Annotated in this window: 20 protein-coding genes and 1 pseudogene; 8 read left to right on the top strand and 13 right to left on the bottom strand. The window is 72.6% G+C overall.

Translation table 11 applies throughout. The features are described from left to right. The first annotated feature begins 14 nt into the window (after positions 1-14). The 3 genes from HNR57_RS40965 to HNR57_RS31595 all read left to right on the top strand — a co-directional run bounded on the left by HNR57_RS40965 (position 15) and on the right by HNR57_RS31595 (position 1,230). Positions 15-176: a putative leader peptide gene (locus HNR57_RS40965; RefSeq protein ID WP_376772311.1), complete on the top strand. Its 162-nt coding sequence runs from the start codon at positions 15-17 to the stop codon at positions 174-176. A gap of 98 nt (positions 177-274) precedes the next feature. After that, positions 275-814 carry a cupin domain-containing protein gene (locus HNR57_RS31600; RefSeq protein ID WP_184565451.1) on the top strand — a complete coding sequence of 180 codons (540 nt, stop codon included), beginning with the start codon at positions 275-277 and terminating at the stop codon, positions 812-814. Continuing rightward, complete coding sequence (locus HNR57_RS31595) at positions 811-1,230, top strand: rhodanese-like domain-containing protein (RefSeq protein WP_184565449.1); 420 nt, start codon at positions 811-813, stop codon at positions 1,228-1,230. The genes HNR57_RS31600 and HNR57_RS31595 overlap by 4 nt, the downstream gene beginning before the upstream one ends. A gap of 44 nt (positions 1,231-1,274) precedes the next feature. On the opposite strand, the gene recX is transcribed toward HNR57_RS31595, so the two are convergent. Beyond that, complete coding sequence (gene recX / locus HNR57_RS31590; protein ID WP_184565447.1) at positions 1,275-2,093, bottom strand: recombination regulator RecX; 819 nt, start codon at positions 2,091-2,093, stop codon at positions 1,275-1,277. 3 nt (positions 2,094-2,096) lie between these two features. Next, on the bottom strand, positions 2,097-3,221 hold the full coding sequence (recA, locus tag HNR57_RS31585; RefSeq protein ID WP_184565445.1) for a recombinase RecA: 1,125 nt from the start codon (positions 3,219-3,221) through the stop codon (positions 2,097-2,099). Between the two features lie 328 nt (positions 3,222-3,549). Between recA and HNR57_RS31580 the strand changes: the two genes are divergently transcribed. Beyond that, a complete protein-coding gene (locus tag HNR57_RS31580; protein WP_184565444.1) occupies positions 3,550-4,101 on the top strand; it encodes a hypothetical protein in 552 nt (183 codons plus the stop codon). Between the two features lie 21 nt (positions 4,102-4,122). Here the strand turns inward: HNR57_RS31580 and HNR57_RS31575 are convergent, their stop codons facing one another. After that, on the bottom strand, positions 4,123-5,388 hold the full coding sequence (locus HNR57_RS31575; protein WP_184565442.1) for an AI-2E family transporter: 1,266 nt from the start codon (positions 5,386-5,388) through the stop codon (positions 4,123-4,125). 154 nt (positions 5,389-5,542) lie between these two features. Continuing rightward, positions 5,543-5,737, bottom strand: a complete 195-nt coding sequence (locus tag HNR57_RS31570) for a DUF3046 domain-containing protein (protein ID WP_184565440.1) — start codon at positions 5,735-5,737, stop codon at positions 5,543-5,545. Between the two features lie 80 nt (positions 5,738-5,817). Between HNR57_RS31570 and HNR57_RS31565 the strand changes: the two genes are divergently transcribed. Next, positions 5,818-6,762, top strand: coding sequence for a hypothetical protein (locus tag HNR57_RS31565; RefSeq protein WP_184565438.1), 945 nt, complete (start codon positions 5,818-5,820; stop codon positions 6,760-6,762). Here HNR57_RS31565 and HNR57_RS31560 read toward each other — a convergent pair whose 3' ends face one another. From HNR57_RS31560 to HNR57_RS31550, 3 genes and pseudogenes are all read right to left on the bottom strand, one after another. Next, a complete protein-coding gene (locus tag HNR57_RS31560; protein ID WP_184565436.1) occupies positions 6,763-7,074 on the bottom strand; it encodes an AzlD domain-containing protein in 312 nt (103 codons plus the stop codon). Then, a complete protein-coding gene (locus tag HNR57_RS31555) occupies positions 7,071-7,799 on the bottom strand; it encodes an AzlC family ABC transporter permease (RefSeq protein WP_184565434.1) in 729 nt (242 codons plus the stop codon). The genes HNR57_RS31560 and HNR57_RS31555 overlap by 4 nt, the downstream gene beginning before the upstream one ends. Next, a pseudogene (locus HNR57_RS31550) lies at positions 7,700-8,652 on the bottom strand (AraC family transcriptional regulator). The gene HNR57_RS31555 and the pseudogene HNR57_RS31550 overlap by 100 nt, the downstream one beginning before the upstream one ends. Positions 8,653-8,768: 116 nt before the next feature. On the opposite strand from HNR57_RS31550, the gene HNR57_RS31545 reads away from it, so the two are divergent. From HNR57_RS31545 to HNR57_RS31535, 3 genes are read left to right on the top strand one after another with little or no spacing between them, the layout of a single operon-like run. Beyond that, a complete protein-coding gene (locus tag HNR57_RS31545) occupies positions 8,769-13,700 on the top strand; it encodes an ATP-dependent helicase (protein ID WP_184565431.1) in 4,932 nt (1,643 codons plus the stop codon). A 58-nt stretch (positions 13,701-13,758) separates the two neighbouring features. Then, positions 13,759-14,580, top strand: a complete 822-nt coding sequence (locus tag HNR57_RS31540) for an Fpg/Nei family DNA glycosylase (protein WP_184565429.1) — start codon at positions 13,759-13,761, stop codon at positions 14,578-14,580. 32 nt (positions 14,581-14,612) lie between these two features. Continuing rightward, complete coding sequence (locus tag HNR57_RS31535) at positions 14,613-15,377, top strand: SDR family NAD(P)-dependent oxidoreductase (RefSeq protein ID WP_184565427.1); 765 nt, start codon at positions 14,613-14,615, stop codon at positions 15,375-15,377. A gap of 806 nt (positions 15,378-16,183) precedes the next feature. Here HNR57_RS31535 and HNR57_RS31530 read toward each other — a convergent pair. From HNR57_RS31530 to HNR57_RS31505, 6 genes are all read right to left on the bottom strand, one after another. Continuing rightward, a complete protein-coding gene (locus HNR57_RS31530; protein ID WP_184565425.1) occupies positions 16,184-16,654 on the bottom strand; it encodes a Dps family protein in 471 nt (156 codons plus the stop codon). A 200-nt stretch (positions 16,655-16,854) separates the two neighbouring features. Further along, positions 16,855-17,235, bottom strand: coding sequence for a helix-turn-helix domain-containing protein (locus HNR57_RS31525; protein WP_033314530.1), 381 nt, complete (start codon positions 17,233-17,235; stop codon positions 16,855-16,857). A gap of 109 nt (positions 17,236-17,344) precedes the next feature. Continuing rightward, positions 17,345-17,890, bottom strand: a complete 546-nt coding sequence (locus HNR57_RS31520; RefSeq protein WP_184565423.1) for a CinA family protein — start codon at positions 17,888-17,890, stop codon at positions 17,345-17,347. Beyond that, entirely contained in the window at positions 17,887-18,741 is an 855-nt protein-coding gene (pgsA, locus tag HNR57_RS31515) for a CDP-diacylglycerol--glycerol-3-phosphate 3-phosphatidyltransferase (protein WP_184565421.1), read from the bottom strand. Before pgsA ends, HNR57_RS31520 begins: the two co-directional genes overlap by 4 nt. After that, the gene (gene rimO / locus HNR57_RS31510) at positions 18,738-20,237 is read right to left on the bottom strand and encodes a 30S ribosomal protein S12 methylthiotransferase RimO (RefSeq protein ID WP_184565419.1); all 1,500 of its coding nucleotides are present in this window, start codon (positions 20,235-20,237) and stop codon (positions 18,738-18,740) included. Before rimO ends, pgsA begins: the two co-directional genes overlap by 4 nt. 93 nt (positions 20,238-20,330) lie before the next feature. Further along, on the bottom strand, positions 20,331-21,176 hold the full coding sequence (locus tag HNR57_RS31505) for a helix-turn-helix domain-containing protein (protein ID WP_184565417.1): 846 nt from the start codon (positions 21,174-21,176) through the stop codon (positions 20,331-20,333). Positions 21,177-21,287: the final 111 nt, after the last annotated feature.

Genomic DNA, 21,287 nt, shown 5'->3' with positions numbered 1-21,287 from the left:
GCCCCCGCGGTGATGTGCTCGCTGTCACGGTGCGTCCGCATGGTGACAGTGAGTTGACCCGTCCGGGCGGCCATGGTGTACTCCGGTGCGTGACCGACACCTGTGTGCGCCTGTGGCGGAGGGTCCATATGGACCTCCTCCGTTATGCGGGCTGCGTGTGTCGCCCGTCCTGCTGACTTCGCATTCCACTTCCCCCTGTGCGCGCCGCGCCTTTGCCGCGTCGGCTTCCGCGCCTCCCCCGCGAACCCTCATCAGGACCCTCAGGACGGCACCCGTGTCTGTATCCCCTTCTGCGACCTCCTCCGTCTCCTCCACCGGTTCGGCTCCCACACAGGCCGACCTCTACGACTTCGTCCGGCGCACGGCCGCCGACACCGAGCTGATCGACTCCCTGCCGCTCGACCCGGAGGGCCGCACCTGGGTGCGGCTGGACGGGCCCGGCGGCAGCGAGGCCTGGCTCATCGGCTGGCCGCCCGGCACGGGCACCGGCTGGCACGACCACGCCGACTCGGTCGGTGCCTTCCTGACCGCGTCGGGCGAGCTCAAGGAGAACTCGCTCGCCGCGCGGCTGCCCACCGACGGCTGGAGGACCCTGGAACTCACCGAGGACGTGGACCGGGAACGCCGGCTGCGGGCCGGCCAGGGCCGCGTCTTCGGCCGGCACCACGTGCACGAGGTGCTCAACGAGTCCCCCGACCGGCACGCGATCTCCGTCCACGCCTACTACCCGCCCCTGCCGCAGATCCGCCGCTACAGCCGCAGCGGTCCGGTCCTGCGCCTGGAGCAGGTCGAGCGACCGGAGGACTGGCAGTGAGCACCACACCCGGGCCGACGGACCGCGCCCCCCAACCACCCGTCGGCATCGACGCGTTGCTGGAGCGGGTCCGGGCGGGCTACGAGCGCATCGAACCGCACCAGGCGTACGAGGCCGCCCAAGCCGGCGACGCGCTCCTGGTCGACATCCGCTACGCCGCCCTGCGCGAACGGGACGGCCTCATCCCCGGAGCCCTGGTCGTCGAGCGCAACGAACTGGAATGGCGCCTCGACCCCCAGGGCAGCCACCGTCTCCCCGAGGCCACGAGCCACGCCCTGCGCATCGTCGTGATCTGCAACGAGGGCTACGCGTCCAGTCTGGCGGCCCAGTCCTTGCACCAGCTGGGACTGCGCCGGGCCACGGATCTCGTGGGCGGCTTCCAGGCATGGCGAGGGGCGGGGCTTCCGGTGGTGTGAGCCGGAGGCCCCGGGCGAAAACGGTGAGCCGGCCGGTTGCCGGCTCAGAATCCCTCGTCCGCCAGAAAGTCCGTGTCCTCGCCCTCTTCCTCCAGCGCCTGCCTCACCACACGCAGCGCCATGCCCTCGGGGTAACCCTTGCGGGCGAGCATCCCCGCGAGACGGCGGAGGCGTTTGTCACGGTCGAGGCCGCGCGTGGAGCGGAGCTTGCGGTCGACGAGCTCCCGCGCGGTCGCCTCCTCCTGCTCGGAGTCGAGCTGGGAGACGGCCTCGTCGATCACTGTGGAGTCCACGCCCTTGGTTCGCAGTTCGCGGGCGAGCGCACGCCGGGCCAGCCCCCGCCCGTGGTGACGGGATTCCACCCAGGCGTCCGCGAAGGCCCCGTCGTTGATGAGGCCGACCTCTTCGAACCGGGACAGCACGTCCTCGGCCGCGTCGTCCGGGATCTGCCGCTTGCGCAGGGCGTCGGCGAGTTGCTTACGGGTCCGCGGGGTCCCGGTGAGCAGGCGCAGGCAGATCGCCCGAGCCTGCTCGACCGGGTCCCCTGGAGGTGCCTCCTGCTCGGCCCTCGACGAGGAAGGGACACCTCCGTCCTCGGCATCCGGGGCCGCCTCACCGAAGCCACGCCGACGACGACCGTGCCTGCCGCGCGGCCCGCCGTCACGCGAGCCGCTTCTGGGTGAGCCGCCCCCGTACGGCCCGGTGTCGTCCCCGTCCCCGTGCTGCCGGTCGCCCCCGGGTGGTGTGCCCCCGGGGCCGCCCTCCCCGTCCGCGGCTGAGCGCATGCCGCCTCCGGTGCCCCTCCCCCGTGGGACACCGGAGGCGTCGTACTCGTACTCCGCCCAGTCGGTTCGCCGTGTCACGGGTCAGCTCTTGGCTGCGGCGGCCTTGGACTTGGCGGTCTTGGCCGGTGCCGGGGCGGGGACAGCGGGTGCCGCGTCGGCCGGTGCGGAGACCGCGGCGTCCGTGCCCGGCTCGGATGCCGGCTCCTCGGGACGCACGCCGACGCCCAGCTTCTCCTTGATCTTCTTCTCGATCTCGTTGGCCAGGTCGGGGTTGTCCTTCAGGAAGTTGCGCGCGTTCTCCTTGCCCTGGCCGAGCTGGTCGCCCTCGTACGTGTACCAGGCGCCGGCCTTGCGGACGAAGCCGTGCTCCACGCCCATGTCGATCAGACCGCCCTCGCGGCTGATGCCCTGGCCATAGAGGATGTCGAACTCGGCCTGCTTGAAGGGCGGCGCGACCTTGTTCTTGACGACCTTGCAGCGGGTGCGGTTACCGACCGCCTCCGTGCCGTCCTTCAGGGTCTCGATGCGGCGGATGTCGATGCGCACCGAGGCGTAGAACTTCAGCGCCCGGCCACCGGTCGTGGTCTCGGGGGAGCCGAACATCACGCCGATCTTCTCGCGGAGCTGGTTGATGAAGATCGCGGTGGTCTTGGACTGGTTGAGCGCGCTGGTGATCTTCCGCAGGGCCTGGCTCATCAGGCGGGCCTGCAGACCGACGTGACTGTCGCCCATCTCGCCCTCGATCTCCGCGCGCGGGACGAGCGCGGCGACGGAGTCGATGACGATGAGGTCGAGGGCGCCGGAGCGGACCAGCATGTCCACGATCTCCAGGGCCTGCTCGCCGTTGTCCGGCTGGGAGAGGATGAGGTTGTCGATGTCGACGCCGAGCTTCTTCGCGTACTCGGGGTCGAGGGCGTGCTCCGCGTCGACGAAGGCGACCTGGCCTCCGGCCTTCTGCGCGTTCGCCACCGCGTGCAGGGTCAGGGTGGTCTTACCGGAGGATTCCGGTCCGTAGATCTCGACGACACGGCCGCGGGGCAGGCCGCCCACGCCGAGGGCCACGTCCAGGGCGGTGGACCCGGTCGAGATGACCTCGATGGGCTCCTTGGTCCGGTCGCCCATGCGCATGACCGCGCCCTTGCCGAATTGCCGTTCAATCTGTGCGAGAGCGGCATCCAGGGCCTTCTCGCGGTCGGTTCCTGCCATGGGTTCCACCCGATTTGCTTGAGTCGATCGCTTCACGTCAAAGACGCTAACGCCTGCCACTGACAATGCGCCCCGACGCACGTCCGGCCTGTGGATAACTCGGGCATTTACCTACCCAAAGTACGTCGAAATGCCCTTCGTTGAGCCTTGCCGGTGCCTCCATGAGAATGGATGTTCGATTTTTGTGTCAAGCGCACCACACGGCACCGCGCGGCCCGCATCCCACCGCACCCACCGCACCCACACCCCATGTTCCCCATCGGGGTGTGCCCAGGCCGGAGTACCGTGAGCCCGCACGGACGGTGCGCGCGCTCAAGGGGGAGATGAGATGTGCCGGATCACCGCGGCGGGCAAGGAAGCCGCCGTCGCACGGTTCCTGCGGGACTTCCCGGAGGCGCCGCGCGCCGGCCGGGATCACCCCGCACTGCGCGGCTGCGACGACATCACCTGGGCGGACTTCCCCGAGTGCCCCGCCGGGATCCCCGCCCTCCTGCGCAGTCTGCTCGATCCCGCCGCGGCCGCCGAGGCCGAGCGGGTGCTCTGCAACGTCCTGATGGACAGCGCCTTCAACCTGGGCCCGGCAATGCCGGCGGCCCTTCCGTTCCTGCTCCGCCTCGCCGCGGATCCGGCGGTGCCGGTGCGGACCGAGCTGATCGAGGTCCTGTTCGTCGTCGCGGAGCTCTCGCACCCCGTCGACGGATGCAGCGAGCGGGCGATCCGGTTCCTGGGCAGCGACCGCGACCACCCGGAACGCGCACGATGCCGGGCCGTGTTCTCCGAGCATGCCGCACTGGTGCGCGGTCTGCTGGACGACCGGACCCTGCCGGACGGGCTCATCCCGGCCGACGAGCGGGCGAGCCTCTTGAAGGCGACGGTGTAGGAGCCGGGCGGCTCGGACCGCTCAGGGAGAGCTCTCCCCCGAGCCCTCGTCGCCGGGCCGCTCCGCCCCCGGCCGCCGTGCCCACAACCCCTTGGCGCGTGTCAGCAGGCCCGCCCCTTGCCCGCGTCGGTGGTGGCCGTGCACCCGGGGGTCGTCCGTGACGTCGTAGCGCCTGACATACGCCCCCAGGAACGCCTGCAGCGTGGCGATGGCGGGAATGGCGATCAGCGCGCCGACGGCGCCGAGGAGGGCGGTGCCGGCGATGACCGAGCCGAAGGCGACGGCGGGGTGGATGTCGACGGTCTTGGAGGTCAGCTTGGGCTGCAGCACGTAGTTCTCGAACTGCTGGTAGATCACGACGAAGATCAGCACCCACAGCGCGTACCAGGGGTCCACCGTGAAGGCGATCAGCATGGGCAGGGCGCCCGCGAGGTAGGTGCCGATGGTGGGGATGAACTGCGACACCAGGCCCACCCACACGGCGAGCACGGGCGCGTAGGGCACGTCCAGGGCCTGCAGCAGGACGAAGTGCGCCACACCGGAGATCAGCGCCATCAGGCCGCGGGAGTAGATGTAGCCGCCGGTCTTGTTCACGGCGATCTCCCACGCGCGCAGCACCTCGGCCTGGCGGGCGGGCGGCAGGACGGAGCAGATCGTGCGGCGCAGCCGCGGGCCGTCCGCGGCGAAGTAGAACGAGAACAGAGCGATCGTGAGCAGTTGGAAGAGGCCCCCGATGACCTGGGCGGACACGTCCAGGACGCCTGTGGCGCTGTTCTGGACATAGTTGCGCAGCCAGTCGGAGCGGAGCAGGCCCTCCTGGATGTCGACGCGCTTCAGATCGGTCTTGAAGTGCGTGTTGATCCAGTGGATGACGGAGTCGAGGTACTCGGGGAAGCCCTCGATCAGCTTGATGATCTGGTCCGCGAGGACGGAACCGAGCAGGGTGACGAACCCGGCCGACACGACCATCACGCCGATGAAGACGACGAACGCGGCGAGCCCTCTGCGCATGCCGCGCGAGGCCATCCAGCTCACCGCGGGCTCGATGGCGAGGGCCAGGAAGAACGCGATGAGGATGTTGATCAGCAGGCCGGTGAGCTGGTGGAAGGCCCAGCTGCCCAGCTGGAACACGGCGACGAGGGCGAGCGCGAGCACCATGGCGCGGGGCAGCCAGCGCGGCATGCGGCCGTTCGCCCCGGCCCCGCCGACGGGGGGCCGGACGGGCGGCGTCGTGCCGGAAGCTGAGGGCTGCTGGGCTGCCTGCCCGGTCTCGTCAGTGGGTGCCACGGTCCAAGTCTCGCCCACGCCACCGACAGTCGTCTGCCCGCCCTGCGATCTTCACCACCGGTCCGCGATGTCCGAGACCGGCCGGCACAGCTGCTGGTCCCGACCGTCGGGCCGACCCTGCCGGCCGGTGGTCTCCGGCGCTCAACGGCAGCGGTCAGCGCCTCTCCCGGGGCACGTCCATCACCGAGCAGACCACCTGCCAGACCTCCTTGGCGCCCCAGCCGGCCTCCAGTGCCTCGTGCACCGTGCGCCCGCCCAGCTCGGACATCACGTGATCGCGCGCGAAGGTTTCGGCGTAACCAGGACCGAAGTGCTCCGCCATTCGCTGCCAGAAGACCGTCAACCGCATGCCTCCAGTATCCCGCCCCTGAGGGTGGGCCTGAGCCGTGACCGCTTGCCGGCGCCCCTTCGCGCCCTACGGTCTGACCCATGGCCGAAACAGGAGCTACCGAAGTCCCCCCGACGCCCCCGCCGCACAGCCTTGTCACGCGCGCGGAGCGTTTCGTCTGGCTCACCGCGCGCGTGCTCGAGCAGCGCCGCTTCGCCCACCACTTCCGGGGCGCCGCCGCCGACCCGGTGGAGACCGCCCTGGACGCCTACCGCAACGAGGACGGCGGGTACGGGCACGCGCTGGAGCCCGATCTGCGCGGCCCGGTCAGCCAGCCGTTGCACACCGCGCACGCCCTGCGCGTGCTGGACGCGGTCGGACGCTGCGCCGGCCAGCGCGTGGAGCGCATGTGCCGCTACCTGACGTCCGTGTCCACGCCGGACGGCGCACTCCCGGCGGTCCACCCCAGCCAGCGGGACTACCCCACGGCTCCCTTCGTGACGGTGGCGGACGAACCGCCCAGCGATCTCCTGGCCACCGGGCCGGTGGTGGGACTGCTGCACCGCAACGAGGTGTGGCACGCCTGGCTCTTCCGGGCCACGGACTTCTGCTGGCAGGCGGTCGAGTCCCTGGAGAAGTCGCACCCGTACGAGATCGAGGCCGCCGTGGCCTTCCTGGACTCGGCCCCCGACCGCCCGCGCGCGGAGGCGGCCGCCGCCCGTCTCGGCCGCCTGGTCCGCGCACACCGCCTCGCGGCCCTGGATCCCGGCGACCTCGACGCGTATCCGGTGTCCCCCGGCTACGCCCCGGGGGAGCACCACTTCCCGTACGACTACGCGAGGACCCCGCGCTCCCTCGCGCGCGCGTGGTTCACGGACGACGAGATGGCCCGGTCCCTGGACCATCTCGCGGCCCAGCAGCAGGAGGACGGCGGCTGGCCCGTCCGGTGGCGTCACTGGGCCCCGGCCCCCGCCCTGGAGGCACGCCCGCTGGTGACGATCGAGGCCCTGCGCGTGCTCAGCGCCTACGGCCGCGCCATCCACTGATCACCCGGCCCCCATGGCCCGCGCCCCGGCGGTCATCAGCACAGCCGCGGCGACGACCAGCAGGAACGGGGCGCGCAGCATCAGTGCGACGGCCGCGGCGCCGAGTCCGGCGGCCCGCGCGTCCAGCACCAGCGTCTGCCCGTCGGCGAAGGTCTGCTGGGCGGTGAGGGCCGCGAGCAGCGCGACGGGCAGCAGCGCGGCGAGGCGTTTGACGAGGGGCCGCTCCAGGGCTCCCGCCGGGACCAGGAGCCCGGCGAGCTTGACCGCATAGCACCCGAGGACGGTCACACCGATCGCGATCCAGACGTTCACCGCGCGTCCCCCCGTCCCCGGCGCCGGCCGTCCGCCCACAGCACGGCCGGCGCCGCAAGCGCGGCCAGCAGCACCGGTACCCCGGCGGGCAGGACGGGCAGCAGCCCGAGCCCCAGCAGCACGGCGAGCCCGGCGACGGCCCGCTCGGTACCGGTCTTCAGCATCGGCGCGAGCAGCGCCAGGAACACCGCGGGCCCGGCGGCGTCCAGACCCCACGCGTCGGTGTCCCCGATGGCCTCGGCGCCCAGGGCACCGAGCAGTGTGGTGAGGTTCCACAGGAGGTACAGGGTCAGTCCGGTCACGACGAACCCGAGCCGCGCGGCGCGTCGTGTGGGCTGGGCGAGTGCGACGGCGGCCGTCTCGTCGATCACCCACTGGGCGGCGAACGGCCGCACCGCGCGCGGGAGGGCCAGCAGCTGCGACAGGCGCAAGCCGTAAAAGGCGTTCCGCACGCCCAGGAAGAGGGCCCCGGCGGCGGCGGTGAACGGGCCGCCTCCGGCCGCGAGAGCCCCCACCAGGGCGAACTGGGAGGCGCCGGTGAACACCAGCAGGCTGAGCGCGCACGTCTGCAGCAGCGTGAGTCCGCTGCCGGCCGAGGTCACTCCGAAGGCGAATCCGGACAGCCCTACGGCCACCCCGACCCCCAGGCCGTCGCGTACGACGGCCCGGTCCGCCTTCTCACCGATGTCCACGTCTTCGTCTTCGAGAGCTGTCCGATCTGCCACACCCGCACGCTAGGGGCGGCGGCTACGGCAGGTCTTGTACGTTCTTGCGCTCCCTCTGGTACGCGCCCGGAGGTACGCCGACCATCCGGCTGAAGTGCCGGTTGAGGTGCGGCTGATCGGTGAACCCGACGGCCACGGCGGCCTCGGAGGGCGCCGTCCCCGCGTCCAGCAGCTGCCGCGCCCGCCGTACCCGCGCGTCCGTGAGCCACGCGTGCGGGGGCATGCCGTAGACGTCGCGGAAGGCCCTCAGCAGGGCGAACGGGCTGGTCCCGAGGCCGGCTGCCAGCCGCTCCAGGCTCGGCGGCTGCGCCATCCGCTCCTCCAGCACGCCACGCGCGCGTGCCGCGATCCGGGCCCCCGCCGTGCGCACCTCCCGCTGTGGCAGGGGCCCGCCGTTCAACCGCAGCAACCTTGTCACGGCGACCCGCAGCAGCGTGTCCGCGGCGAGCGCGTTGCCCTCGTCGGCTGCCCGCAGCACCTGGTGCACCAGGCCCGCGGCGTAGGGATCGTCCACGACCGGGCTGACGAACCCGGGCGTCCCCCGCAGGGCCGTCGTCTCGGCCGCGATCTCCGCCACCACGCCGGGCGGCGGGTACACGGCCCCGTACCGCCACCCTTCGGGCACCCCGGCCCGCCCGGTGTGCGGCGTATCGGGATTCACCAGTGCCAGGGCCCCGGCCCCCGCGTACTGATCACCCCCGCCGTGGTGGAACACCTCGACCCCGTCGGCGATGGCGGCGATCACGAAGTTCTCGTGCGTGTGGCGCACGAACGTCTTGTGCACGTACCGGGCCCGCAGCAGGTCGACCCCGGGCAGCTCGTCGTACTGCCAGTGGCGTGCGCGCTCGTTCATATGACCATTGTCCGCGGCGGGGGCCGGGGTGCCGCACCTCCCGTACCCGGCGGCGGAACGGCGGGCCGCGAGGCGGCGCGGGCCCCGTTGTCAGTGCCGAGGTGCACGATGGACGCATGCCCAGCAATGCGCACCGAGCCCTGGACGGCTTCTCACCCGCGACCCGCGCCTGGTTCACGGGTGCCTTCTCCGCGCCCACCTCGGCCCAGGCCGGTGCGTGGCAGGCCATCCACGAGGGTTCGGACGTGCTGGTCGTCGCCCCCACCGGCTCCGGCAAGACCCTGGCGGCCTTCCTGGCCGCTCTGGACCAGCTGGCGTCGGCGCCTCCCCCGGCCGACCCGAGGAAGCGCTGCCGCGTCCTGTACGTCTCGCCTCTGAAGGCCCTGGCGGTGGACGTCGAGCGCAACCTGCGCAGTCCGCTGACCGGCATCCGCCAGGAGTCCGTGCGCCTCGGCCTGCCCGAGCCCGAGGTCAGGGTGGGCATCCGCTCGGGCGACACCCCCGCCGCCGAGCGCCGCGCCCTGTCGACCCGTCCTCCGGACATCCTGATCACGACCCCGGAATCACTGTTCCTGATGCTGACGTCGGCCACGCGCGACGCGCTGGCGGGCGTGGAAACGGTGATCCTCGACGAGGTGCACGCGGTCGCCGGCACCAAGCGCGGCGCCCATCTCGCTCTCTCCCTGGAGCGGCTGGACGACCTCCTCCCGAGGCCCGCCCGCCGCATCGGCCTGTCCGCGACGGTCCGCCCGGTGGACGAGGTGGCCCGTTTCCTCTCGCCCCGCCGCAAGGTGGAGATCGTCCAGCCGGAGTCGGGCAAGGAGTTCGACCTGTCCGTGGTCGTCCCGGTCGAGGATCTGGGCGAGCTGGGCGGCTCCCCGGTGGCGGACGGCCAGGAAGGCGCCGAGCGGCCGTCCATCTGGCCGCATGTGGAGGAGCGGATCGCCGACCTGGTCCAGTCCCACCGCTCGACGATCGTCTTCGCGAACTCCCGCCGCCTCGCGGAGCGCCTCTGCAACCGGCTGAACGAGATCGCGTACGAACGGGCCACGGGCGAGACGCTCGGCGAGCACCACTCCCCCGCCGAGCTCATGGGCGGCTCGGGAGCGGCCCAGGGCGCTCCCCAGGTCATCGCCCGTGCCCACCACGGCTCGGTGTCCAAGGAGCAGCGCGCCCTGGTCGAGGAGGACCTCAAGGCGGGCCGCCTGCCCGCGGTCGTGGCCACGTCCAGTCTCGAGCTGGGCATCGACATGGGCGCGGTGGACCTGGTCGTGCAGGTGGAGTCGCCGCCCTCCGTCGCCTCCGGACTGCAGCGCGTCGGCCGGGCGGGGCACCAGGTGGGCGCGGTCTCCACAGGGGTGGTCTTCCCGAAGTACCGCGGCGACCTGGTGCAGGCGGCGGTGGTCACCGAGCGCATGCGCACCGGCTCCATCGAGTCCCTCAAGGTTCCGGCCAACCCCCTGGACGTCCTGGCGCAACAAGTGGTCGCGATGACGGCCCTGGACACCTGGCAGTTCGACGACCTCCTCGCCGCCGTCCGCCGGGCCGCCCCGTTCGCCTCGCTTCCCGAGTCGGCCTTCACGGCGGTCCTCGACATGCTGGCCGGCCGCTACCCGTCCGACGCGTTCGCGGAGCTGCGCCCACGCGTGGTGTGGGACCGGGTCACCGGCGAGATCACCGGCCGCCCCGGCGCCCAGCGCCTGGCCGTCACCTCCGGTGGCACGATCCCCGACCGCGGACTCTTCGGCGTCTTCCTCGCGGGCGCCGATCCCAAGAAGGGCGGCGGCCGGGTCGGCGAGCTCGACGAGGAGATGGTCTACGAGTCCCGCGTGGGCGACGTGTTCACGCTCGGGACCAGTTCCTGGCGCATCGAGGACATCACCCGCGACCGCGTGCTGGTCTCCCCGGCCCCTGGCGTGCCGGGCCGGCTGCCCTTCTGGAAGGGCGACCAGCTGGGCCGCCCGCTGGAACTGGGCCGGGCGGTGGGAGCGTTCCTGCGCGAGGTCGGGTCACTGCCCGAGGACGACGCCCGGCTCCGTCTGCTCGCCGCCGGCCTGGACGCGTGGGCGGCGGACAACGTGCTGTCGTACCTGAAGGAGCAGCGCGAGGCCTGCGGCCACGTCCCGGACGACCGGACGATCGTCGTGGAGCGCTTCCGTGACGAGCTCGGCGACTGGCGCGTCGTCGTGCACTCCCCCTTCGGCGCCCAGGTGCACGCCCCGTGGGCGCTCGCGCTCGGCGCGAAGCTGTCCGAGCGGTACGGCATGGACGCGCAGGTCATGCACGCCGACGACGGCATCGTGCTGCGCCTGCCGGACGCCGACCTCATGGGCTTGGACCTGCTGGACCAGGAGCCGGTGAAGATGGGCCGGGAGTACGACGCCGAGCAGGCCCCCGTGGGCGCGGCGGACGTCGTCTTCGACAAGGGCGAGGTCGACCAGGTCGTCACCGATCAGGTGGGCAGTTCCGCGCTGTTCGCCTCCCGCTTCCGTGAGTGCGCCGCCCGGGCGCTGCTGCTGCCGCGGCGCACCCCGGGCAAGCGCACCCCGCTGTGGCAGCAGCGGCAGCGCGCCTCGCAGCTGCTGCAGGTCGCGAGCGAGTTCGGCTCGTTCCCGATCGTGCTGGAGGCGGTCCGCGAGTGCCTCCAGGACGTCTTCGACGTGCCCGGGCTCGTGGAGCTGATGGGCGACCTGGAGTCCCGCAAGGTGCGCCTGGTCGAGGTCACCACTGCCGAACCGTCCCCCTTCGCGCGCTCCCTGCTCTTCGGCTACGTCGCCCAGTTCCTGTACGAGGGCGACTCCCCGCTGGCCGAGCGCCGCGCCGCCGCCCTGTCGCTGGACTCCCGGCTGCTGGCCGAGCTGCTGGGTCAGGCCGAGCTGCGCGAGCTGCTCGACGCCGAGGTGCTCACCGAGCTGGAGCGGGAGCTCCAGTGGCGCACCGAGGACCGCCGCGTCAAGGACGCCGAGGGCGTCGCGGACCTCCTGCGCCTCCTCGGCCCGCTCACCGACGCGGAACTGTCCGAGCGGGGCGCCGAACCGCAGTGGGCGCGGGAACTCGCCGGTGCTCGCCGCGCCATCCGGGTCCGCATCGCGGGCCAGGACCACTGGGCGGCGATCGAGGACGCGGGCCGGCTGCGTGACGCACTGGGCACGGCCCTGCCCGTCGGTGTCCCGGAAGCCTTCACGGAGCCCGTCAAGGACCCGCTGGGCGACCTCCTCGCGCGCTACGCCCGCACCCACGGCCCGTTCACCTCGGCCACGGCAGCGGCCCGCTTCGGCCTGGGCGTCGCCGTCACCGAGGGCGCTCTCCAGCGGCTCGCGGCGGCGGGCCGGGTCGTCCAGGGCGAGTTCCACCCTGCCGGGATCGGCCAGGAGTGGTGCGACGCCGCCGTGCTGCGCCGGCTGCGCCGCCGTTCCCTGGCCGCCCTGCGGCACGAGCTGGAGCCGGTGCCGCCGGCGGCGCTCGCTCAGTTCCTCCCCCAGTGGCAGCACATCGGCAAGGGCCACTCCCTGCGCGGCATCGACGGGCTGGTCCGGGCGATCGAGCAGCTCCAGGGCGCGTCCGTACCGGCCTCCGCCCTGGAGAAACTGGTGCTCCCCTCCCGGGTCGTGAACTACACCCCGGCCATGCTGGACGAGCTGACCGCCGCCGGCGAGGTGGTGTGGGCCGGCGCGGGCTCCCTCCCCGGCAAGGACGGCTGGGTCTCCCTCTACCTCGCGGACGCGGCCCCCCTGCTCCTGCCGCCCCCGCACCCCTTGGAGCTGACCGCCCTGCACCAGTCCGTCCTGGACACCCTCTCCGGCGGCTACGGCCTGTTCTTCCGCCAGATCGCCGACCAGGTCCGCGCCACCACGCACCCGGAGGCCGGCGACCCCCAGCTGGCCGACGCCCTCTGGGACCTGGCCTGGTCCGGGCGTCTGACGAACGACACGCTCACCCCCATGCGCTCGCTGCTCGGCTCGGGCCGCACCGCGGGTTCCACGGCCCACCGCGCCAAGCGCGCGATCCCGCGCGGCCGCTACGGTTCCCTGACGGCCGCGGCGCGCACCGCGTCCCGCTCCGGCCCGCCGACCGTCGCGGGCCGCTGGTCCCTGCTCCCCGCCCATGAACCCGACCCCACCGTGCGGGCCCACGCCCTCGCCCGCACCCTCCTCGACCGGCACGGCGTGGTCACCAGGGGTGCGGTGTCGGCGGAGGGCGTCGAGGGCGGCTTCTCGGCGACGTACCGCGTCCTGTCCGTCTTCGAGGAGAGCGGCCAGGCCCGCCGCGGCTACGTGGTGGAGGGCCTCGGCGCCGCGCAGTTCGCGATGGACGGCGCGGTGGACCGCCTGCGCGCGGTGTCCAACGCCCGCGACCGCGGCGCGGACCTGCCCGGTCCGCTTCCCGGCCTGGAACCCGACCCGTTCCCCGCCCATGACTTCCCCGCGCATGACTTCGCCGCCCAGGACGACTCGGCCCCGTCCCTCGGCCACAGCGACGCCCCCGGCCCCGACGGCTTCCCCGATCTGGCCTCCTCGTACGACCCCCCGAAGCCGTCCCCGGGTGAGTGGGTCTCGCCACGCGGCTACGCCCCGCAGGCCGCCCCGCCCTGGCAGAACGGCGGTCGCGCCGGGTACGACCAGGGCTTCGCGGGCCGCCGTACCCGCCCCGACGGCGCTTCCCGGGCCGTCGTCCTCGCCGCCGCCGACCCGGCGAACGCGTACGGCGCCGCCCTGGCCTGGCCCGAGCCCCCGACCGGGGCCGGGCACAAGCCGGGCCGCAAAGCCGGCTCCCTGGTGGTGCTCGTCGACGGTGAACTGACGCTCTACATGGAGCGCGGCGGCAAGACGCTGCTGGCCTGGCCCGCCGACCCGGACGGCGCCCCCGCCGACGACCCCCGCCTGGGCGGCGCCGCGGAGGCCCTCGCCGCAGCAGCCCGTGCGGGTTCGCTCGGCACGGTCACGGTGGAGCGCGTCAACGGCGCCCAGGCCCTGACCTCCCCCATCGGCACCCTGCTGGAAGGAGCGGGCTTCATCGCGACACCCCGAGGACTCCGCCTGCGCGCCTGACGCCCCCCGTCCACAGCCGCTCCGACGAAGCACGCTGCCGCCGTGCCACCCTTGACCCATGCCCGAAGGTGACACGGTCTGGCAGGCCGCGGGGCGGTTGCACGACGCCCTCGCGGGCAAGGTGCTGACCCGCAGCGACCTCCGGGTGCCGCGCTTCGCCACGGCCGACCTCACGGGCCGCACGGTCCTGGAGGTCACCGCGCGCGGCAAACACCTCCTCACCCGCATCGAGGGCGGCCTGACCCTCCACTCCCACCTGCGGATGGACGGCTCCTGGAAGGTGTACGGGAACGGCCAGCGCTGGAGCGGAGGCCCCGGCCACCAGATCCGCGCGATCCTCGGCAACACCGACCGCACGGCCGTCGGGTACCGCCTCCCCGTCCTGGAACTGCTGCGCACCACCGACGAGCACCGCGCGGTCGGCCACCTCGGCCCCGACCTCCTGGGCCCGGACTGGGACCCCGACCGGGCCCTCGCCAACGTCCTCCAGGACCCCGCCCGCGAACTCGGCGAGGCCCTGCTCGACCAGCGCAACCTGGCCGGCATCGGCAATGTCTACAAAAGCGAGCTCTGCTTCCTGCTGGGCGTCACCCCCTGGCTCCCGGCCGGCGACCTGCCGCCCGACCGCGCCTCGAAGCTGCCCGCGCTCGCCAAGAAGCTGCTGGAGGCCAACCGCGACCGCCCGATCCGCAGCACGACGGGCCGCCGCGGGCAGGACCTTTTTGTCTACGGCCGCGCACCCCGCCCCTGCCTGCGCTGCCGCACCTCGATCCGCGTCGCCGACCAGGGCGACGGCTCCCGCGAACGCCCCACCTACTGGTGCCCCGCCTGCCAGCCAGGCCCTGCCCCCGCCCCGGCCCGGCACGGCCGCACCAATTGACGATCCGTCAGAAACGCTCGTACGGTCCCTGTATGCCCCTCACGGCGTACGACCTCACCGGCCGCACCGCGTTCGTCACCGGCGCCGCGAGTGGCATCGGCCGCGCCTCGGCGCTGCTGCTCGCCGAGGCGGGGGCGGCCGTGCACTGCGCGGACCGTGACACCGAGGGCCTGCACGAGACGGCGGCCCTGATCAAGGACGGCGGCGGCACCGCCCGCACGCACACCCTCGACGTCACCGACCGGGCCCGGCTGCGGCAGGCCCTCACCTCCTGCGAACGGCTGGACGCCCTGGCCGCGGTCGCCGGGATCATGCACCGCAGTCCCGTGCTGGAGACCCGGGACGAGGACCTCGACCGCGTTCTCGACGTCAACTTCAAGGGAGTGCTGTACGCCTGCCAGGAGGCCGCCCGCCTGATGATCGCCCAGGGCACCAGGGGCAGCATCGTCACCATGGCCTCGGGCGCCGTCGACACGGGTGGCCCCGGGCTGCTCTGCTACGGCGCGGCCAAGGCGGCGGTGGTCCAGCTGACGAAGACCCTCGCGACGGAGGTCGGCCGGCACGGCATCCGCGTCAACGCGGTCGCCCCGGGCTGGATCCGGACGCCCATGACGGACCGCGGCGACAGCGGCTCCCAGGCGCACACGGAGTCCGTCATGGCCCGGATGTCGCCCCTGGGCCGCGTGGGCGAACCCGAGGACATCGCCCACGCGGTCCTCCACCTGGCCTCCGACGCCTCGGCCTTCACGACGGGCCAGATCCTCCGCCCGAACGGGGGTGTGGCCATGCCATGGTGACAGGGCCCCCAGTCCCCGCCCGCCACCACACGCACGCCCGTCGGCCAAGACATGCCGCCGGTCCACCACACCCCCGGGCAGCACGCTCCGCAGCCGAGGCACCCCCCTACGCTCCCCCCGACTTCACCCCCGCCGCGCCACCGCCCCCAGCCCGGCTACCGACCTCACCCCTCAGAACCCTCCGCCACCGCCCCGGCCCCACAACCCCCCGAGCTCGCCGCTTGGGCACGCAGTGCACGGGCAGCACGCTCAACCCCCATCCCCCGGCCGCGACCGCCGCCTCCAGCACCCCCGCCTCGGGCACGGCCACCAGCCGCACCACCGCCCACCACCACAGCGCCCCCAGCCCCAGCGCGGCCCCGCGGACCCCCCAGTCCCGGCTCCCCCAGCGCGCTATCCCCGCCATGGCGGCCACCTCCGGCCCGACGCTATGCAGCCACCCGGCCCGGCGGACAGGGCGCACCACGGGCACACGGGCGCACCGCACACACCGTTCGGGCCGCACACACCCTTCGGGCCGCGCACGCCGCTCAAGCCGCGCACGCACACCCGGCACCCCCGCCCCGCAGCGCGTACCCCACCGGCACCGCAAACCCGCCCCGCAGCGCGCACCCGACCGGCACCGCAAACCCGCCCCGCAGCGCGTACCCGACCAACACCGCGCACCCGACGGGCACCACGCACCCGAACCGCACCCGGCAGCCCTCCGCACCGCATGCGTGCCGGACGTGCCGGACATGCAGCACGCCGCGACCAGGTGGCGGAACTCACGCCCGGCGCGTCACCCGCTCCCGCGCCCTCTCCCGTCACCCGTTCTCGGCCTGGAACATCCAGTGATGCTTCTCCAGGTCCGCCGTGATCCCGATGAAGATGTCCTGGCTCACCGGATCCGGCTCGCCGGTCGCCTCGACCCGCTCCCGCATCCGCGCGATCACCGCACCCAGCGCTTCGACAAGCGTCCCCACGGCGGTCGTGTCGTCGACCCAGCCTTCGGGGGTCACTCCGATCCCGCTGCCGACGGCCACCGTCGCGGCACGCCCGTCAGGGGAGATACCGAGGGCCGCGGCGCGCTCGGCCACGGTGTCGGAGTACTTCCGCGCCATGTCGACGACCTCGTCGAGCTGGAGATGCACGGAACGGAAGCGCTGCCCGACCACGTTCCAGTGGATCTGCTTCGCCACGAGGGCGAGATCCACCAGGTCGACCAGGGCACCTTGCAGCGCCTCGGACACGGTCTTCAGGCTCGCGTCCGACAACGGGCTCTTCACGACGTACATCCGCACCTCCGAGGACTGCCCCCGCCATCCCCTCAACGATGACCGCCGCACGCCTTACCGGCAAACGCACACATATCAGACACGGCCGGCACGGAGCGGCAGCAGCCGGCCCCGGGCAAGCGAAAACCCCGGGCGCACCCCTCCGGATCTCCCGGAGAGGCCCGGCCGGGGCCTCGGTCATGCCGTGCGAGCGCAGAACCTCACGCGGCGACGACGTCCACCGCTTCGGCAGGCGCCTTGATGGTCACCCGTTCCGGTGGCACACCGGTCACCGACACGGAACCCAGCATCGAGCGAACCGGCGTGGGTACAGGCTCGCTGGGGGTGGCCGCTGCAGACTGTGCCAGCTCGGCGAGGGCGAGCTCGTCGCTCACTTCCCGCATGAGCTCGGACATCCGTACGTCCAGCGCGTCGCAGATGGCGGAGAGCAGCTCGGAGGAAGCCTCCTTCTGCCCCCGCTCCACCTCGGAGAGATAGCCGAGTGAGACTCGGGCGGACGAGGAGACTTCGCGCAGAGTACGGCCCTGGCGCTGGCGCTGCCGACGCAGCACGTCACCCAGCAGGCGACGGAGCAGAATCATCGGTGGCTCCCTCCTCGGACCGCGTAGCCGCATCCATTACGCCCCACCGTACCGCCTTGCGCCGCGGCCGTGCGGGGAGCGATGTCGTGTTCACTCAGGGCTGCAAACATCAAAACCCCCCGTTCCGTTCCGTATCCTGTGCCCGCTCATTCCCAGTCTGTTCGCTCGCAAGCTCCTTCAGAAGCAGTGCGAGTACGCTCCGTACACTCTCTCTACGAATTTCCGCGCGGTCGCCGTTCAACCGCAGAGCCTCCACTTTTCCGCCGCCGGCAGAACCGGAATCGGCTCGGGCCGGTCCGTCCACGGCGACGAAAACCGTGCCGACGGCCTGTCCGTCCTGCGGGTCGGGCCCCGCGACACCGGTGGTCGCGATGCCCCAGTCGGTGCCGAGCGCCTTGCGTACGCCGACAGCCATCTCGGCCGCGACCTGCGGGTCCACCGCTCCGCGCGCCGCCAGCAGGGCGGCGTCGACACCGAGCAGATCCCGCTTCAGGTCGGTGGCGTAGGCGGTCACCGAGCCCCGGAAGACCTTGGACGCCCCGGGGACGGATGTGAGGTCCGCCGCAACGAGGCCACCGGTCAGCGACTCCGCGACGGCGAGCGTCTCGCCCTTCACCGTGAGTAGTCGCACCACGTCGGTGGCCGTGGAACTCACGCTTCCTTCTCCTCCAACGCGGCCTTGCGCTCGGCGATTCCCTGCCTGCGCAGCACAATGGCCTGTTTCACATAGTCGAGCCCGGTCACCACGGTCAGCACGACCGCCGCGGCCATCACCCACCACCTCAGGGTGGCCAGCCACCCCGTCAGTGCCAGCACGTACATGCCGACGGCCACGCCCTGGGTGAGGGTCTTCAGCTTGCCCCCACGGCTGGCCGGGATGACGCCGTACCGGATGACCAGGAAACGCAGCAGGGTGACCCCGAGTTCCCGGCCGAGGATGACGCCGGTCACCCACCAGGGCAGATCGCCGAGCGCGGACAGACAGATCAGCGCCGCCCCCATGATCGCCTTGTCGGCGATGGGGTCGGCGATCTTCCCGAAGTCCGTGACCAGGTTGTACATGCGCGCCAAGTGGCCGTCGAACAGGTCGGTGATCATGGCGATGGCGAAGGCCGCCCAGGCGAGGGCCCGCCAGGCCGGGTCGTACCCGCCGTCGGCGAGCATCAGCGCCACGAAGGCCGGTACGAGGACCAGCCGGAGCATGGTCAGGAGGTTGGCGATGTTCCAGACACTGGCCTGGTCGACGGCCGCGGCAGCGATCTTCCCGCCCCGCGGGGTCTTCCCTTCGCCCTGGGCGTCGAGGCCACCGTCCTCGCCGGGCCCGGCCTCGCCGGCACCGGGCACCGCCCTGGCAGTCCCGCCGTCACCCACACCGGCCGAGCCTCCGGGCGCCCCGCCCTCGGCCGACCGCGTGGCCGGGGCAGCGGGCGTCGCGGCGGCCGCACCGGCCGCTGCCCTCCTCGCGCCGGCGGAGCCTCCTGCCGCGGATGCCGGGACACCGGTCATCTGCCCGCCTCCTCACTCCACGCAGGCGACGCGAGCGAGCCCTGCAGCGGCTCGGCCACCAGGTCGACACCCTCCGTGCCGACCACCTTCGCCTCGACCATACGGCCGATGCGCAGACCCGCGCCGCTCGTGAGAAGCACCTGGCCGTCCGTCTCGGGTGCCTGGTGCTCGGCACGGCCGTACACGCCGTCCTCGTCGACGGACTCGACGAGGACCCGCACGGTCTGGCCGACGCGGTCCTCGGCCCGCTGCGAGACGAGTTCCTCGGCCAGTCGGGAGATGTGGGCCAGCCGCTCGGCGACGACGTCCTCGTCGAGCTTGTCGTCATAGGTCGCCGCCTCGGTGCCCTCCTCGTCGGAGTAGCCGAAGACGCCGATGGCGTCCAGCCGCGCGCCGTTCAGGAACCGCTCCAGCTCGGCGAGGTCGGCCTCGCTCTCGCCGGGGAAGCCGACGATGAAGTTGGAGCGCACACCGGCCTCGGGCGCCTTGCCGCGGATGGTGTCGAGCAGTTCCAGGAACCGGTCGGTGTCGCCGAAGCGGCGCATCGCGCGCAGCACGCCGGGCGCGGAGTGCTGGAAGGACAGGTCGAAGTAGGGCGCGACCTTCGGGGTCGAGGTGAGCACGTCGATGAGGCCGGGCCGCATCTCGGCGGGCTGGAGATAGCTGACGCGCACCCGCTCGATGCCGTCGACCTCGGCGAGTTCGGGCAGCAGCGACTCCAGCAGGCGGATGTCGCCGAGGTCCTTGCCGTAGGAGGTGTTGTTCTCGGAGACCAGCATGATCTCCTTCACGCCCTGCTCGGCCAGCCACCGCGTCTCGTTCAGCACGTCGCTGGGGCGGCGGGAGATGAAGGAGCCGCGGAAGGACGGGATGGCGCAGAAGGAGCAGCGCCGGTCGCAGCCGGAGGCGAGCTTGACGGAGGCGACCGGGGAGCCGTCCAGACGGCGGCGCAGGGGTGCGCGCGGGCCGGAGGCCGGGGCGAGGCCCTCCGGAAGATCGGCCGGCGCGACGGCGGGCTCGGCCGGGCCGTGCCCGGGGAGCGCGACCTCGGCCGCGGACTCCTGGCGCTCCGCCGGGCTGATGGGCAGCAGCTTGCGCCGGTCGCGTGGGGTGTGCGAGGCGTGGATGCCGCCGTTGAGGATGGTCTGCAGGCGGTCGGAGATGTCCGAGTAGTCGTCGAAGCCGAGCACGCCGTCGGCCTCGGGGAGGGCTTCGGCGAGTTCCTTGCCGTACCGCTCGGCCATGCAGCCCACCGCCACGACGGCCTGGGTTCTGCCGTGCCCCTTGAGGTCGTTGGCTTCGAGGAGGGCGTCGACGGAGTCCTTCTTGGCGGCTTCGACGAAGCCGCAGGTGTTCACGACGGCGACGTCCGCTTCCTCGGCGTCCTCCACGAGCTGCCAGCCGTCCGCCTCCAAACGGCCTGCGAGCTCCTCCGAGTCCACCTCGTTACGGGCGCAGCCAAGGGTGACGAGTGCGACGGTACGGCGTTCAGGCATGGGCTCAAGACTACTTCGTCCCGCTGACACCCCACGTCGACGGGGTTGGCCGTTTCCCGGCCAACCCCGTATCAACTGGACCTTTCGGTCTGATCACCCGGCTTCGGGGTCGCCCTTCGTGTACGTCAGGCGTTCGACGGACCCCGGCTGGAAGTTCTCCTCGATCTTCTTGCCGTTGACGAAGAGGTCGATCGCGCCGGCGTCTCCGAGGACGAGGTGGACCTTCGAGCTGTCCTGGAAGGTCTTGGTGTCGCCCTGCTTGAGAACGCCGTCGAAGATCATCCGGCCGTTGTGGTCCTTGGCGGCGATCCAGCTGCGGCCGTCGGCGGCGGCCACCCGGACCGTCACCTTGTCCTGCGGCGCGGCCGCGATGGCGCTGTCGGACGGCTCGGGCTCGGGGTCGGCGGGCTTCTTGGTCTTGGTGGTCGGGGAGGCGGAGTCGCCGGGCGTGGAGCCCTCGGCCACGTTCGCCCCGTTGCTGCCGTCATCGCCCTGGAACATCGTGAAGCCGACGAACCCGATCACGGCGACGATCGCCGCGACCATGGCCGCGGTCCAGTTGGGACCCCGCCGCTCCGGACGGATGCGTTCCGCCTCGAAGAGGGGAGCGGCCGGGGTCGGTGCCGGACGCCCGCCGTGTTCGTCGCCGTACTGGGCGAGCAGCGGCTCGGGGTCGAGGTGGACGGCCTTGGCCAGGGTCCTGATGTGCCCACGGGCGTAGACGTCTCCGCCGCAGGCAGAGAAGTCGTCCTCCTCGATCGCGTGCACGATGTTCATGCGGACCCGGGTGGCGCTACTGACGTCGTCGACGGTCAGCCCGGCGGCGATACGAGCCTGCTGCAGGGCACGGCCGATGGAGGGGCGGGCTTCCTCGCGGTCTGCTTCGACGTGCTCGTTTTCGAACGGACGCTCGTCTTCAGGGGAGTTGCCGATGGACACGGGGGCGCCTTTCGAGCGTGTAGCCGCCTGTGCTGGAAGTTCAGTCTAGGGGGGTACCAAAAGGGTGGGGCAACCGGGCGGTGTCACTTTGTACGCCATCGGAATGGCCCG

The organism is Streptomyces paradoxus, from assembly GCF_014202475.1.
GTDB classification, from domain to species: domain Bacteria; phylum Actinomycetota; class Actinomycetes; order Streptomycetales; family Streptomycetaceae; genus Streptomyces; species Streptomyces paradoxus.
The sequence above is the reverse complement of the archived record's forward strand: the minus strand, read 5'-3'. Positions and strand labels throughout refer to the sequence as shown.

What these genes read in the sequence shown, in the direction of transcription:
- pgsA (WP_184565421.1), bottom strand. Translation starts at nt 18,741, where the DNA reads ATGACCGGTGTCCCGGCATCCGCGGCAGGAGGCTCCGCCGGCGCGAGG.
- HNR57_RS31565 (WP_184565438.1), top strand. Translation starts at nt 5,818, where the DNA reads ATGGCCGAAACAGGAGCTACCGAAGTCCCCCCGACGCCCCCGCCGCAC.
- rimO (WP_184565419.1), bottom strand. Translation starts at nt 20,237, where the DNA reads ATGCCTGAACGCCGTACCGTCGCACTCGTCACCCTTGGCTGCGCCCGT.
- HNR57_RS31525 (WP_033314530.1), bottom strand. Translation starts at nt 17,235, where the DNA reads ATGATTCTGCTCCGTCGCCTGCTGGGTGACGTGCTGCGTCGGCAGCGC.
- HNR57_RS31570 (WP_184565440.1), bottom strand. Translation starts at nt 5,737, where the DNA reads ATGCGGTTGACGGTCTTCTGGCAGCGAATGGCGGAGCACTTCGGTCCT.
- recA (WP_184565445.1), bottom strand. Translation starts at nt 3,221, where the DNA reads ATGGCAGGAACCGACCGCGAGAAGGCCCTGGATGCCGCTCTCGCACAG.
- HNR57_RS31580 (WP_184565444.1), top strand. Translation starts at nt 3,550, where the DNA reads ATGTGCCGGATCACCGCGGCGGGCAAGGAAGCCGCCGTCGCACGGTTC.
- HNR57_RS31530 (WP_184565425.1), bottom strand. Translation starts at nt 16,654, where the DNA reads ATGTACGTCGTGAAGAGCCCGTTGTCGGACGCGAGCCTGAAGACCGTG.
- HNR57_RS31535 (WP_184565427.1), top strand. Translation starts at nt 14,613, where the DNA reads ATGCCCCTCACGGCGTACGACCTCACCGGCCGCACCGCGTTCGTCACC.
- HNR57_RS31540 (WP_184565429.1), top strand. Translation starts at nt 13,759, where the DNA reads ATGCCCGAAGGTGACACGGTCTGGCAGGCCGCGGGGCGGTTGCACGAC.
- HNR57_RS31545 (WP_184565431.1), top strand. Translation starts at nt 8,769, where the DNA reads ATGCCCAGCAATGCGCACCGAGCCCTGGACGGCTTCTCACCCGCGACC.